Source organism: Methylobacterium sp. P5_C11 (assembly GCF_054049775.1).
In genome coordinates this window covers 12,688-26,162 of the sequence record NZ_JBFULS010000003.1, presented here as the reverse complement: position 1 = coordinate 26,162, position 13,475 = coordinate 12,688, and the positions used below count along the sequence as shown (strand labels likewise).

Here is a 13,475-nt window from a genome sequence, read left to right as displayed (position 1 = left end):
GACGGCGAGCGGTCAAACGAGTTCCCAGGCCGACGGGTCTCGCATCAGGGCCGCGACGAGGGCGTGATTGAGTTCGTGGCCGGTGTGGAGTGCCTCGACGCGTCCCTCGATCGGATGACCCGCCAGGGCAAGATCGCCGACGAGGTCGAGAATCCGGTGCCGGACCGGTTCGCCGGGAACACGCATTCCGCCGAGCACGCGCCCCCGCACGAGCAGCGCCGCCGAGCGTGGCGACACCCCCTGAAGGAAGTCGTTTCCCAAAAGGTGGCCATAGGCGCGACCGGCCATGGCACGCACGTAGCGGCCGAAACTGCGCGCCGGCGCGATCTCGCGCTCGAAGCTCTCCGGCGTGATCGCGCCCGACCAGTCGATCGATCCGAAATGGGCGAGCGCGACGTGGCCGGTGATGTGCAGGCCCCGGCCCGGCTCGATCTGGAGCCGACGCCGCCCGTTCTCGACCGCCACGGTGCGGGCCACGCGGATCACCCGGCAGGGCGTGGCCTGCTTGCTCCGACCCGCCGCGCGGATCGCCTCACACCAGGGCGTCGCGCTGCCGTCGAAGATCGGCAGTTCGTCCGCATCGATCTCGACCAGAACGTTGTCGATCCGCAGCGCGCTGAGCGATGCCAACAGGTGCTCGATGGTGCGGACGAGGACCCCCTCGCGCCGGATCGCCGAGGAGAGCGGTTGCGGCTCGCGGTATCGCCACTGTGCCGGCACGTCGACGGTGCGGCCGTCCTTGAGACGACGGCGAAAGACGACGCCATGGCCGGCCGGTGCCGGGCTGACACGGACGGTCGCATGCCGCCCGGAATGCAGGCTTCGGCCGGACCGCTCGAACGCGCACGACACCGTCGCCTGCTGACGGGGTGCCGTGCTGGAGGTGGAACGCAGGAAAGGAACGTCTTGGTGCATCACAACTGCCCGCCACGGCGGGCGAGGAATTTAGCCCTCGTAGCCAACGCACGCTAATAAACTCCTGTTCATCGGCTCGCGGCTTGACCGCCCAGCCCGCGACCGTCACGATTACCTTCGCCCGATCGATCCAGCACCGCCCCGGCGGGGCGCGGTTTCACTGTGCGGGTTGCTCCCGTCCCCAGATCTGCTGGTCGGCCCCCGTCAGGGCAGGGACGGAGGCCGGAGTTGAGGGAACACGATCGATGGCGCGGTTGGGGACGATACCCTTCTTCAAGGATCCGGGCATCGAGCTCACCACCTACGAATCCCGCTGTCACTGGCGCCGCTTCGACGAGAACGAAGTCCTCGTCGACTTCGACGATATCTCGACGGATGTGTACTTCATCGCCTCCGGTGAGGTCCGCATCCTGAACCGGACGCAGTCCGGCAAGGAGGTGATCCTCGGCGAGATGCGGGGCGGTGCCTTCTTCGGGGAGCTCGCCGCGATCGACGGGATCGGCCGCTCGGCCAACGTCACCGCGCTCACCCGCGGCGAAGTCTGCGTGGTGCCGGCCGCGGTGTTCCGGCAGATCGTGTTCGCCTCCGAGGCGATCGCCGACCGGCTGTTCCGGCTCCTCGCCAAGCGCGTGCGCGAGCTGAACACGCGGCTTATGGAACACGCCCTGCTCGACCTCAAGCACCGGCTCTATGCCGAGCTGCTGCGCCTGTCCGTACCGAGGTCGGGCGCCGGGGGCGAGCGGGTGGTGTCGCCGCCGCCGTACCACCACGTCCTCGCCGCCCGGATCGGCTGCCGCCGCGAGCAGGTGACCCGGGAATTCACCGCGATGGCTGCCGAGGGTCTGGTCGACCGCACCCGCGGCGCCCTGGTCCTGCGCCGTCCGGATCTCCTCGAAGCGCGCGTGGCCGAGGCGCTGCGCGAGGATTCCTGATCCGTTGTCCGGCCTGCCGGCGCCGCGCCTGCGGATCGAGGAGCTGACCAAACGCTTCGGCACGCACCGCGCCGTCGAGGCGGTGACCCTCGATCTCCGGCCTGGGGAATTCTTCTGCCTGCTCGGACCGTCGGGCTGCGGGAAGAGCACCCTCCTGCGCATGATCGCGGGGTTCGAGACGCCGACCGCGGGACGGATCCTGCTGGGCGAGCAGGACCTGACGGGGCTGCCGCCGCACCGGCGGCCGGTCAACATGATGTTCCAGTCCTACGCCCTGTTCCCGCACATGAGCGTGGCCGGCAATATCGGCTATGGCCTCAAGGGACTCGGCCGCGCCGCGATGTCCGACCGGGTGACGGACCTCCTCAGGCTCGTGCGCCTCGATGGGTTCGGCGACCGTCGGCCCGACACGCTGTCGGGTGGTCAGCGGCAGCGGGTCGCCCTAGCCCGCGCCCTGGCCCGGGAGCCGAGGCTGCTGCTGCTCGACGAGCCGCTCGGCGCCCTGGATCGCGGCCTGCGTGAGGAGACACAGGGCGAATTGCGCGCGGTCCAGCGGCGACTCGGCACCGCCTTCATCGTCGTCACCCACGATCCCGAGGAGGCGATGATGCTCGCCGACCGCATCGGCGTCATGGAGGGGGGTCGCCTGGTCCAGGTCGGGCCGCCGGCGGAACTCTACCGGCGCCCGGCGAGCCGCTTCGTGGCCGGGCTGCTCGGCGACGTGAACCTCATCCCCGGTCGCCTCGCAGCCGAAAAACCCGACGGAACCCGCGTCGTCGAGACCGCATACGGCACCGTTCCGGGCGTTGCGCCGGCTTCGCTGGCGACGGGGGCCGCCGTGGTGGTGGCCGTGCGGCCGGAGGATCTCGTCCTCGGCGCGGAGGGATTGCCCGTGGTGATCGCCGATTCCGTATTTCTCGGAGACCGCGTGCGCCGCACGCTGCGCTTGCCCGACGGCACCCTGTTGCGGGCGAGCGGGCGACCGGCGGAGACCGAAGCCGCGGCCGGATCGGCGTCGCATGCCGGTTTCGCGCCCGGGGCCGCCGTGATCCTGCCGGCATGAATCCGACTCAGACCGACGCGGATTCTCGTGCGGGCTCGGCCCGATGCGCGCAGGCCGCCCGCCCATGAGCGGCCGGAGATCCATGAGGCTGTTCGATCGGCTGGTGCGATTGCCACCCTTCCTCTGGCTGGCAGCCTTCTTCCTCCTGCCCTTCGCCATCACCCTCAAGATCAGCCTGTCGGAGCCGGCGACAGCGATCCCGCCCTATCTGCCGGTGCTCGATTGGCATGCGGGTCTCGACGGCTGGTCGACCTTTCTCGAAGCGCTCAACTTCGACAATTACCGGACGCTCTACGCCGACCCCCTCTACCGCGACGCCGCCCTCGGCTCGCTGACCTACGCGGCCCTGGCCAGCCTGATCCTCGTCGCCCTCGGGACACCTTTGGCCTACGCCCTGGCCCGGACGCCGCCTCGCTGGCAGCCGATCCTCGTGGCGCTGGTGGTCGTGCCGTTCTGGACGAGTTTCCTGATCCGGATCTACGCCTGGATCGCGATCCTCAAACCGGAAGGTCTGCTCAACCTCGTGCTGACCCGGCTCGGGCTGATCGATGCGCCACTGACGATCCTGAATACCGACGCCGCGGTGATCATCGGGCTGGTCTACGCCTATCTGCCGTTCATGGTCCTGCCGCTCTACGCGGTGATGAACCGTCTCGATCCGACCCTGCGGGAGGCCGCCGCGGATCTTGGGGCCTCGCCGGCCCGGGTGTTCTGGAGCGTGACCCTGCCACTGAGCCTGCCCGGGATCGCGGCCGGTGCCGGCCTCTGCTTCATCCCGATGGTCGGCGAGTTCGTGATCCCGGACCTGCTCGGCGGCTCCGAGACCCTGATGCTCGGACGCGTGCTGTGGGCCGAGTTCTTCTCGAACCGCGACTGGCCCCTGGCCTCTGCCGTGGCGGTTCTCATCCTCGCAATCGTCATCGGCCCGGTGGTCCTGTTCCGGGACAGCCTGCGCGCCGGTGAGGGAGATGCCCCGTGACCTGGGTGACCCGCACCGCCCTCGCGGCCGGCCTCGCCTTCCTCTACGCGCCGATCGTGGTGCTGATCGTCAACTCGTTCAACGCGTCGCCCCTGGTGACGGTCTGGGGCGGCTTCTCGACCCGCTGGTACGGCGTGCTGATGTCCGACGCGACGCTGCTCGCGGCCGCCTGGGTCTCGTTGAAGATCGCGCTCCTCGCGAGCCTGCTGGCCACGATCCTCGGCACCCTGGCGGCCCTGGTCCTGGAGCGGCAGAGGCGGTTTAGCGGACGCGCCCTCTTCACCGGGCTGGTGTTCGGACCGATCGTCATGCCGGAGGTGATGATCGGCCTCTCGCTCCTGCTGATGTTCATCGGGATCGGGCTGGACCGGGGCCTCCTCACGATCGTCATCGCCCATACGACGTTCTGCACGGGTTTCGTGGCCGTGGTGGTCGCGGCGCGCCTGCGCGGCCTCGATCGGTCGCTGGAGGAAGCCGCTGCCGATCTCGGCGCGACGCCCGCGCGCGTGCTCATGACCGTGACCCTGCCGCTCCTGGCTCCTGCTCTCGCGGCCGGCGCGCTCCTGGCCTTCACCCTGTCGCTCGACGACCTCGTCATCGCGAGCTTCGTCTCCGGACCCGGCGCGACCACGCTCCCGATGCGGCTCTACAGCCAGGTCCGCCTCGGGGTGAATCCAGAGATCAACGCGGCCTCGACCCTCCTCGTCGGGCTGGTCAGCGCCGCGGTCCTGCTCGCCTCCTGGCTCACGGCAAGGCGGGCGCAGGCCTGATGCGTGTCGTCACTCGGCCGCTTGCGCGGCGGTCGTCCCCTCGCGCGTGAGCTGTGCCACGGCGACCGTGACGATGATGTTCACCATCAGCGCGACGATGCCGACATTCACATCCTGAAGCGGCCCCAGGAACGCGAGCTTGGACAGGCTGAACCCGCTCAGGACGGTTGCCGCCACCGTGGAGACGCCGGCGACGATGCCGGCCATCGCGGCACGGCGGTCGAGCGGGTTGCGGCGCATCAAGCTGGTGATGAAGCACGGGAAGAGCTGGGTGACGAAATTGTAGCCCATCAGCAGGAGCTGCACGATCGTGTCGCCCCCCGACAGGGTGAAGCCGACGCAGACCACCGCGAGAACCGGCACCAGGATCTTGCACAGGCGCGCCGTGGCGGCATCGTCCATGCCGGGGCGGAGGGGGCGGACGAGGTTGTTGGCCACCAGCGTCACGCCGGCGATCAGGATCATCGAGCCCGGGACGAGGGCGGTGAGCACGCCCGTGGCGCCGATGAGACCGATCACCCAGGGCGGGAAGGTCGCCAGCGAGAGCTTGAACAGCGACAGGTCGACGTCCGGGCCGGTGAGGCCGGGCACCTGCATCACGGCGGTGAAGCCGATCACGAAGACGAACAGGTTGATCAGCTGGTAGATCGGCAGGATCACGGCGTTGCGCCGGAACGCGCTGGGCTCGCGGGCCGTGTAGAGCGACGCGAAGGTGTGCGGCCACATGTAGCCGCCCAACGCGGTGAGCAGGACCGTGGTGGTGAACCACGTCGCACTCTGGCCGCGATCGGGCAGGGCGAGGAAGCCGGGCTTTGCGTCCTCGATCGCCCGGAACAGGCCCTCGTAGCCGCCATAATAATGCACCGGCAGGTAGATCCCGAGGAAGACCACCACGAAGAGGATGCTGGTGTCCTTGATCACAGCCGTCCAGGCCGAGCCGTGCACACCTGAGACCACCACGTAGGCCGTCAGGGCGGCCGCGCCGATCCAGACCGCGGCGGTCGACGAGATCGCCCCGTAGGACGCCGTGGAGACGATGATCCCCAAGCCCTTGAACTGGAGCACGAGGTACGGAACGAGGGCCACGATCCCCACCAGGGCCACGAGCATGCCCAGGGCCGGGCTGCCGTACTTGCGCGCGAAAAAATCGGGCTGGGTGTAGAGCCCGTTCTGCTTGGCGTAGCGCCAGACCGGCGGCAGCAGCCAGTAAGAGGTGACGTAGGCGAGGGTCAGGTAGCAGAGGATGTAGTAGGCCGGGCCGCCCTTGCCGTAGGCGATGCCCGAGCCGCCGAGGAACGTGAAGGTCGTGTAGATCTCGCCGGCCATCAGCAGGAAAACCAGCACGGTCCCGAAGCCGCGGCCGCCGACCGTCCACTGCTCGAGGCCCATCTCCCGGCCCATCCGCGCGTAGAGCCCGAGCCCGATCGCCAGCGCGAAGCCGGCCGCCACGATGAGGAGTGCGATGCTCATCGCGGATCCTCCGGCGTGCGATTCTGGGGGTCGGTCAGGTAGATCAGCCCCATCACGGCCGACGTGCCGATCACGCAGAACACGAGCCAGGCGAGGAGCAGCGGCAGCCCGACGACGAAGGGCTCGACCCGGTTGAGGAAAAAGGGGCCGAGCAGGATGCCCAGGAAGGGCAGGGCGGCGAGCCACCGCAGATTTCGCATGCGCGATACCGTTCAGAAGGCCCCGATACCGCGGGTTGGATCAGTCGATCTCCCCTGTCAACGCCGCCAAGCCCACGTTTCGCGCATCGGGATCACTTCTGCGTGCTGTGCGCTCGCGCACGCGGCTACGCTTCGGGCGCGCATAATCTCGTGAAGGGCTCCGCCGTTCGACACGGTGGTGCGAGGGATCTCACGACATGACCCGCACTCTCACGATCGCGACGCTGGCCGCGCTCCTCGCAGTCTCTGCGGTCGAGGCCGAGGCCCGTGCCCGTCACACCCCGCCCGAAGTGCAGCACAACGCTGCGATCAAGGCGCGCCAGAGCGTCATGAATGATTTCGATGCGCGGATGAGCCGCCTCGATGCACTCATGGGTTTACCGACGGCGCGGTCGGTCCGCGCGCGGTCCGCCGAGGCCGGGCGCTAGGAAAAAAGGTGACGCGCCGCTGGGTTCGACCGGCTCGTTGGCTCAACGGCCCAAGCCGCCCATCTCCTCCACGAAGCGCGCGACCGCGTCCGCGCCGATACCCTCGCGCAGGGACGCGAAAACGTAGGGACGCGTGCCGCGCATCCGCTGCGTATCGAATTCCATCACCGACAGGTCCGCGCCGACCAGCGGGGCGAGGTCGGTCTTGTTGACGATCAGCAGGTCGGACCGTGTGATGCCCGGACCGCCCTTGCGGGGGATCTTCTCGCCCCCGGCGACGTCGATGACGTAGAGCGTGAGATCGGCGAGTTCCGGCGAGAACGTCGCCGCGAGATTGTCGCCGCCGGATTCGATCAGCACGAGGTCGAGCTTCGGAAAGCGCCGGTTCATCTCGGCCACGGCGGCGAGGTTGATCGAGGCATCCTCGCGGATCGCGGTATGCGGGCAGCCACCCGTCTCGACCCCGAGGATGCGGTCCTCCGGCAGGGCGCCCGCGACCGTGAGGATGCGCGCGTCCTCCTTCGTGTAGATGTCGTTGGTGATGGCGCAGATCTCGTAGCGGTCGCGGAAGCGCTTGCAGAGCTGCTCCATCAGGGCAGTCTTGCCGGAACCGACAGGTCCGCCGATACCGACGCGGAGAGGGCCGTTCGTGGAGGTCATGCTGCGAGCTCAGGATCGGAAGATGCGGGAATACTGGGTCTCGTGGCGGAAAGAGCCGAGATCCAGGCGGAAGGTGGCGGCACCGAGGTCATCGAGTTCCGCTTCGCCCGCCGCCACGGCGAGCCCAACAAGGCACGGGGTGAGGGCGGCGACGACCCGCGTGCCGGCGGCCTGGCCCACGGGTGCCGCCCGGAGGGCCGCCGAAACGAGGTTCTGCAGGAAGGCGAGGCCGTAGGCGGCGAGCAAGGGCTCCGGCGCCATGCGGTGGGCGCCGGCCGCGAGGCCGACTGCGACCGGATAGGCGACCGGACCCGGCAGGTGCTCCGTCAGCGCGGCGAGGGCGGCGCAGGGCCACGCGCCACGGGTCGCGTCGAGGAAGCTCCGACCCTGCTGGCTCGTCTCCAGGTGCAGTTCGCGCGAGGGGGCCAGAGCCAGGGCGAGGTCGTTGAGATCGATGATCGCGTCGGTCTTCGGTGACAGCGCCGCCCGATGCGCGTGGGCCGCCAGGATAAGGTCGTTGCGCAGGGCGCCGCGCACGCAGACATCCGTGAGCCAATCCGTCAGGCTCGCCTCGTCGCGCACATCACCCGCCTCCACGGCCCATTCGAGTCCGTGCGAGTACGCGTAGGCGCCGACTGGATAGCCCGGCGACAGCCATGCCATCAGGCGGAGCGCCTCCAGGGCGTCAGCCGGCGGCATGGTGGTGAGGGCGATGGCCGTCATGCGCGTGATCGTGCGCGTGGTCGTGTCCATGGCTGCCGGAATACGCCCCGCCCTCGGGCCGGAAGGGGCGCTCCACCGGCTCGGCCGTGCCGCCGAGCCCCCGCACCATCTCGGCCAGAACGTGATCGTACGCGATCCAGACGGCCTCCGGGCCGATCTCGGCCGGGATGTGCCGGTTGCCGATATGCCAGATCAGGCGCTTGAGGGCGTGATCGCTCGAGGCCCGGATCTCGAGAAGGCGCTCCGGCGCCGCCTCGACCCAGACGAGGCGGCCGTCCTGCAGGATCAGGGCATCGCCGTCTTCCAGCACGGTCGGCGCCGGAAGGTCGAGCAGGAAGCCCAGCCCCCCAGCGCCCCGCATGGCGACGCGGCGGCGATGGCGGTCACCGTGATCGAGGACGACGCGATCGACGATCTCGCCGCCCGAGAGGGCGTCGCGGCGGAGGATGCGGGTGGCGCGGATCATCGGTCTCTGCGCTCAGAACAGGAAGTAGCGCTGCGCCATGGGCAGCACCTCGGCGGGCTCGCAGACCAGCAGCTCGCCGTCGGCGCGCACGTCGTAGGTCTCGGGATCGACCTCGATCACCGGCGTGGCGTCGTTGAGGATCATGCTCTTCTTCGAGATGCCGCCGCGCACGTTCTCCACCGCGACCAGCTCCTTCTGGACGCCGAGCCGCTCCCGCAGGCCGTCTTCGACCGCGGCCTTGGAGACGAAGGTGAGGGCGGTTGCGAAGGGTGCCCGTCCATAGGCGCCGAACATCGGCCGGTAATGCACCGGCTGCGGCGTCGGAATCGAGGCATTCGGGTCGCCCATCGGCGCGGCCGCGATGCTGCCGCCCTTCAGCACGAGATCGGGCTTCACCCCAAAGAAGGCCGGAGTCCAAAGCACGAGGTCGGCGAGCTTGCCCGGCTCGACAGAGCCGATGTGCTTCGCGATGCCGTGCGCGATGGCCGGGTTGATCGTGTACTTGGCGACGTAACGGCGCGCCCGCAGGTTGTCGGTGCCGGACGCGTCCCCCGGCAGGGCGCCCCGCTGGCGCTTCATCTTGTCGGCGGTCTGCCACGTGCGGATCACGACCTCGCCGACCCGGCCCATGGCCTGGCTGTCCGAGGACATCATCGAGAGCGCACCGATATCGTGCAGGATATCCTCGGCCGCGATGGTCTCGCGCCGGATCCGGCTCTCCGCGAAGGCGAGATCCTCGGGGATCGACGGGTCGAGGTGATGGCAGACCATGAGCATGTCGAGATGCTCGTCGATGGTGTTTTTCGTGTAGGGCCGTGTCGGATTCGTCGAGGACGGCAGAACGTTCGGCAGCCCGGCCACCTTGATGATGTCGGGGGCGTGGCCGCCCCCGGCGCCCTCGGTGTGGAAGGCATGGATCGTCCGGCCCTTGAAGGCCGCGATCGTGTCCTCGACGAAGCCCGATTCGTTGAGCGTGTCGGTGTGGATCATGACCTGGATGTCGTGGGCGTCCGCCACCGACAGGCACGTGTCGATCGCCGCGGGCGTGGTGCCCCAATCCTCGTGGAGCTTGAGCGCGCAGGCGCCGGCCCGCACCATCTCGACGAGGCTCTCGGGTCGGGACGCGTTGCCCTTGCCCGCGAAGGCGAGGTTCATCGGGAACGCGTCCGCCGCCTCGATCATCCGGGCGATGTGCCAGGGGCCGGGGGTGCAGGTGGTGGCGAAGGTGCCGTGTGCCGGTCCGGTGCCGCCGCCGAGCATCGTGGTGACGCCGGAGCACAGCGCCTCCTCGATCTGCTGGGGGCAGATGAAGTGGATATGGCTGTCGAAGCCGCCGGCCGTCAGGATCTTGCCCTCGCCGGCGATCACCTCCGTGCCCGGTCCGACCACGATGTCGACGCCGGGCTGCACGTCCGGGTTTCCGGCCTTGCCGAGTTTGAAGATCCGGCCGCGGACGATGCCGACATCGCATTTCACGATGCCCCAATGGTCGAGCACCACGGCGTTGGTGATCACCGTGTCGACGGCGCCGGCTGCGTTCGTGACCTGGCTCTGGCCCATGCCGTCACGGATCACCTTGCCGCCGCCGAACTTCACTTCCTCGCCGTAGGTGGTGAAGTCGCGCTCGACCGTGATCTCCAGGCTGGTATCGGCGAGGCGGATGCGGTCCCCGACGGTCGGCCCGAACATGTCGGCATAGGCCGACCGGGAGAGGCTCGCGGGCTTCGGGGTGTTGGCCATGGTCAGAGCTTGCCCATCACGTCGCCGCGGAACCCGTAGACCGTGCGTCCGCCGGAGAGCGGCACCAGCGCCACCTCCCGCGTCGAGCCTGGCTCGAAGCGCACGGCGGTGCCCGGCGCGATGTCGAGCCGCTTGCCGCGGGCCTGCTCGCGCGCGAAGACAAGGCCCGGATTCACCTCGTAGAAATGATAGTGCGAGCCGACCTGGATCGGCCGGTCACCCGTGTTGGCGACCTCGATCACGGTCCGCTCCGCGCCGACGTTGAAGACGATCTCGCCCGGGCCTGTCGTCACCGCGCCGGGAACATCGGCCGAGGCCGCACCGCGGATCGGGTGGTGGACGGTGACGAGCTTCGTGCCGTCCGGGAAGGTCGCCTCGACCTGGATGTCGTGGATCATCTCGGGCACGCCCTCCATCACCTGGTCGGCTGTGAGGACGGTGGCGCCGGCCTGCATCAAGTCCGCCACAGAGCGCCCGTCCCGGGCGCCCTCGACCACGAAATCGGTGATCAGCGCCACCGCTTCCGGATGGTTGAGCTTCACGCCGCGAGCGAGGCGATTGCGCGCCACCTGCGCCGCCATGGCGATCAGCAGCTTGTCCTTCTCTCGGGGCGTCAGCAGCACGGGCAACCTCGTCGTCGCGGCGGCCGGAGCAAGGATCATGCGCGCGGCGCGGTCAAGGGACAGCGCGCCCTGCAGGACGCGGACCATCGCGGGTCGCGGTCGCCGGTCGCTGCGTCAGGAGGTCATGGTGTCAGGAGGTCATGGCGATGAACCCGGCGAACAGGTCGGGCAGGGGCGCTCCCTTGATGGTGGCCGGCAGATCGCGGGGATGGATGAACTCGTCCCGGAACCACGGGTAGCGCTTCGGATCGAAGGAAGACCGCAGCCAATCGATCGTTCGCCGGACGCGGCCGATCCGCTCCGCATCCGGGTGATAGGTCAGCCAGATGTCGACGCTGAATCGGCCGAGATTGTCCACCGGGACCACCTGGGCTCCGATGGCGCTGGCGTAGGTCGGAAGCAGGCCGATGCCGGCGCCCTTTGCGATCGCCCAGTAATAGGCGCTGCTGACGTTCACCTTCAGCGTGATCGGAACCGTTGCGGGAAAGCCGGGGACCGTTCTCGCATAGTCTTCGAGCCGCATGGTCTGGCCGCCGTCCTGGACCACGATCCTGTGGCGCTCGAGATCGTCCGGGCGGCTCGGGAGTCCGTAGGTCTCCTCGTAGCTCCGCGCGGCGTAGGGCATCATGTGGATTCGGCCGAGCTTGACCAACCGCAGGTCCGGGCTGGTCGGCCGCGTGAGCTGGATGGCGACGTCGGCTTCCATGCGCAGGACATCGGCGGATTCCATCGCGCAGCGGAGGTCGACCGTGAGACGCGGGTTAGCCTTCTGGAACTCTACGAGCCGCGGGGCCAGCCAGAAGGCGCCGAGCCCCTCCGTCACGGCGATCCGGACCTCGCCCGACTCGGCGAAGGGCGCGACGTCCCCCGAGCGGACCAAGCTGAAGGCCGCCGATTCCATGCGGGTCGCGGCCTTGAGGATCACGTGGCCTTCGGCGGTCAGACGGATACCGTCCACGTGGCGGGTGAGCAGCGGCGCACCGATCAGAGCCTCGAGGTCACCGATCCGCCGGCGAACCGAATTCACCGACAGGCCGAGCTTGGCAGCCGCCGACCGGAAGCTGCCGGAGCGCTGGAGCGTCAGGAAGACCCGGATGCTCTCCCAGTCGGGCATCAGCTCCCGGCCCGCCTCCCGCTGTTCCATATGCGGAACGCCCCTGTTCCAAATTTTGCACATACAACCGCAGCGCTAGATGCGAAGTGCAGGACCGTCAATCCGCCACCGAATGACAGGTCATCCGATGACGCTGCACATGGCTCGCGCACAGTTCGTTGCGAGGGATGCTGATCAGTTCGGTACAGACTCAGTCTCTTTGGCCCCACCGCATGAACCGAGCGCGCTGCGCGTGGACCGCGTCGCTCGTCATCTCGTCACCTTCATGCCGACGCCGGACGATCTGGCGCGCCTGATCGAGGCCGCCCGGGTCGACCTGCCGGATCTCGCCTCGGTCCGCACCGTCCAGCGGGTGATGTCGGTCAATCCCGACAGCGTCCTGGCGATCGCCCAGCGCCACAGGTTCGATGCCGCCGACCCGCGGGGCGAAGGCTTCGTCGCCTGCCTGATGCTGAACGCCGACGGTCTGGCCGCGCTCAAGAAGGGAACGCTCGACGCGACGGATCCGCCGACGGAAATGCTGGCCGGGCAGCACGAACGTCCGGCCGGGATCTACGTCTGGGCCGTCTACGCGCGGCGACGGCTGTCCGGTGGCGTCGGCCTCGTGTTCGACCGGCTGTCGAGCCCGACCTATCGCGGCGTGGATTTCTACGCCCGTGCGGCCACCCCCGAGGGCGCGGATCTCCTGAGGGCGCTCGGCTTCGCGGCGCAGGGCACCGCGCGCGGGGGACTGTATCACTTCGCCCGCGATCCGAAGGCCGAACCGTCGCCTTCGTATGACAGCCACAGGCCTGGCGGGACCGGCACCAGCGTCGCGGTCGCCCGGAGCCTGGAGGATCTGTCCCGCGTCATCGCACTGCGCGCGGCCGTCTACATGGCGGAGCAGGCCTGCCCCTACGAGGAGGAGTTCGACGGCAACGACCTCTCGGCGACGCACCTGATCGGCTATGTCGGGGACGAGCCGGCGGGCTGCCTGCGCATCCGGTTCTTCGCCGATTTCGCCAAGATCGAGCGCTTGGCGGTCCGGGCCGAATTCCGCAACACGCGCATGGCTTTCACGTTGGTCCGTGCCGGGATCGAACTGGCGCGGGTGAAGGGCTATCGCCGGCTTTACGGCCACGCCCAGAAGCGTCTGGTCGGCTTCTGGAGCCGCTTCGGCTTCCGCGTCTTCGACGGCGCCCAGGAGCTGGTGTTCTCGGATTTCGACTACGTCGAGATGCTGATGGAGGCGGAGCCGCATCCGCAGGCCATCGGCCTCGGGGTCGACCCCTACATCATCATCCGCCCCGAGGGCCGCTGGCACCGGGCGGGCGCCCTCGACAGGTCGCGCGGCCGCGCCGTGACCCGTCCCTCCGTCGATCGAAAGGCCGCCGCGCAATGACACGGGCGATC

15 protein-coding genes are annotated in these 13,475 nt (G+C 69.0%); 6 read left to right on the top strand and 9 right to left on the bottom strand.

Annotated features, from left to right (window positions below):
* Positions 1 to 12: 12 nt before the first annotated feature.
* Positions 13 to 915 (bottom strand): UDP-3-O-acyl N-acetylglycosamine deacetylase, encoded by a 903-nt coding sequence (locus ACXJKQ_RS02885; RefSeq protein ID WP_457104272.1) that lies wholly within the window; start codon positions 913 to 915, stop codon positions 13 to 15.
* 245 nt (positions 916 to 1,160) lie between these two features.
* Between ACXJKQ_RS02885 and ACXJKQ_RS02880 the strand changes: the two genes are divergently transcribed.
* From ACXJKQ_RS02880 to ACXJKQ_RS02865, 4 genes are read left to right on the top strand one after another with little or no spacing between them, the layout of a single operon-like run.
* Positions 1,161 to 1,847 carry a Crp/Fnr family transcriptional regulator gene (locus ACXJKQ_RS02880; RefSeq protein WP_457104271.1) on the top strand — a complete coding sequence of 229 codons (687 nt, stop codon included), beginning with the start codon at positions 1,161 to 1,163 and terminating at the stop codon, positions 1,845 to 1,847.
* A 4-nt stretch (positions 1,848 to 1,851) separates the two neighbouring features.
* Positions 1,852 to 2,910, top strand: coding sequence for an ABC transporter ATP-binding protein (locus ACXJKQ_RS02875; protein ID WP_457104270.1), 1,059 nt, complete (start codon positions 1,852 to 1,854; stop codon positions 2,908 to 2,910).
* A 43-nt stretch (positions 2,911 to 2,953) separates the two neighbouring features.
* Entirely contained in the window at positions 2,954 to 3,889 is a 936-nt protein-coding gene (locus ACXJKQ_RS02870) for an ABC transporter permease (protein ID WP_457104269.1), read from the top strand.
* Complete coding sequence (locus ACXJKQ_RS02865) at positions 3,886 to 4,659, top strand: ABC transporter permease (RefSeq protein ID WP_457104268.1); 774 nt, start codon at positions 3,886 to 3,888, stop codon at positions 4,657 to 4,659. The genes ACXJKQ_RS02870 and ACXJKQ_RS02865 overlap by 4 nt, the downstream gene beginning before the upstream one ends.
* A 9-nt stretch (positions 4,660 to 4,668) precedes the next feature.
* Here ACXJKQ_RS02865 and ACXJKQ_RS02860 read toward each other — a convergent pair whose 3' ends face one another.
* Positions 4,669 to 6,129, bottom strand: coding sequence for a sodium:solute symporter family protein (locus tag ACXJKQ_RS02860; RefSeq protein ID WP_457104267.1), 1,461 nt, complete (start codon positions 6,127 to 6,129; stop codon positions 4,669 to 4,671).
* Positions 6,126 to 6,329, bottom strand: a complete 204-nt coding sequence (locus tag ACXJKQ_RS02855; RefSeq protein WP_457104266.1) for a DUF3311 domain-containing protein — start codon at positions 6,327 to 6,329, stop codon at positions 6,126 to 6,128. Before ACXJKQ_RS02855 ends, ACXJKQ_RS02860 begins: the two co-directional genes overlap by 4 nt.
* A 197-nt stretch (positions 6,330 to 6,526) precedes the next feature.
* On the opposite strand from ACXJKQ_RS02855, the gene ACXJKQ_RS02850 reads away from it, so the two are divergent.
* The gene (locus ACXJKQ_RS02850) at positions 6,527 to 6,757 is read left to right on the top strand and encodes a hypothetical protein (protein ID WP_457104265.1); all 231 of its coding nucleotides are present in this window, start codon (positions 6,527 to 6,529) and stop codon (positions 6,755 to 6,757) included.
* Between the two features lie 42 nt (positions 6,758 to 6,799).
* Here ACXJKQ_RS02850 and ureG read toward each other — a convergent pair whose 3' ends face one another.
* The 6 genes from ureG to ACXJKQ_RS02820 all read right to left on the bottom strand — a co-directional run bounded on the left by ureG (position 6,800) and on the right by ACXJKQ_RS02820 (position 12,113).
* A complete protein-coding gene (gene ureG, locus ACXJKQ_RS02845) occupies positions 6,800 to 7,417 on the bottom strand; it encodes an urease accessory protein UreG (RefSeq protein ID WP_457104264.1) in 618 nt (205 codons plus the stop codon).
* A gap of 9 nt (positions 7,418 to 7,426) precedes the next feature.
* The gene (locus ACXJKQ_RS02840; RefSeq protein WP_457104263.1) at positions 7,427 to 8,140 is read right to left on the bottom strand and encodes an urease accessory protein UreF; all 714 of its coding nucleotides are present in this window, start codon (positions 8,138 to 8,140) and stop codon (positions 7,427 to 7,429) included.
* A complete protein-coding gene (locus tag ACXJKQ_RS02835; protein ID WP_457104262.1) occupies positions 8,103 to 8,606 on the bottom strand; it encodes an urease accessory protein UreE in 504 nt (167 codons plus the stop codon). The genes ACXJKQ_RS02840 and ACXJKQ_RS02835 overlap by 38 nt, the downstream gene beginning before the upstream one ends.
* A gap of 12 nt (positions 8,607 to 8,618) precedes the next feature.
* Positions 8,619 to 10,346 (bottom strand): urease subunit alpha, encoded by a 1,728-nt coding sequence (gene ureC / locus ACXJKQ_RS02830; RefSeq protein WP_457104261.1) that lies wholly within the window; start codon positions 10,344 to 10,346, stop codon positions 8,619 to 8,621.
* Between the two features lie 2 nt (positions 10,347 to 10,348).
* Positions 10,349 to 10,969, bottom strand: a complete 621-nt coding sequence (locus tag ACXJKQ_RS02825) for an urease subunit gamma (RefSeq protein ID WP_457104260.1) — start codon at positions 10,967 to 10,969, stop codon at positions 10,349 to 10,351.
* Positions 10,970 to 11,099: 130 nt separating this feature from the next.
* Complete coding sequence (locus ACXJKQ_RS02820; protein ID WP_457104259.1) at positions 11,100 to 12,113, bottom strand: LysR family transcriptional regulator; 1,014 nt, start codon at positions 12,111 to 12,113, stop codon at positions 11,100 to 11,102.
* A 202-nt stretch (positions 12,114 to 12,315) separates the two neighbouring features.
* Between ACXJKQ_RS02820 and ACXJKQ_RS02815 the strand changes: the two genes are divergently transcribed.
* Positions 12,316 to 13,464, top strand: a complete 1,149-nt coding sequence (locus ACXJKQ_RS02815) for a GNAT family N-acetyltransferase (RefSeq protein ID WP_457104258.1) — start codon at positions 12,316 to 12,318, stop codon at positions 13,462 to 13,464.
* Positions 13,465 to 13,475 lie beyond the last annotated feature (11 nt).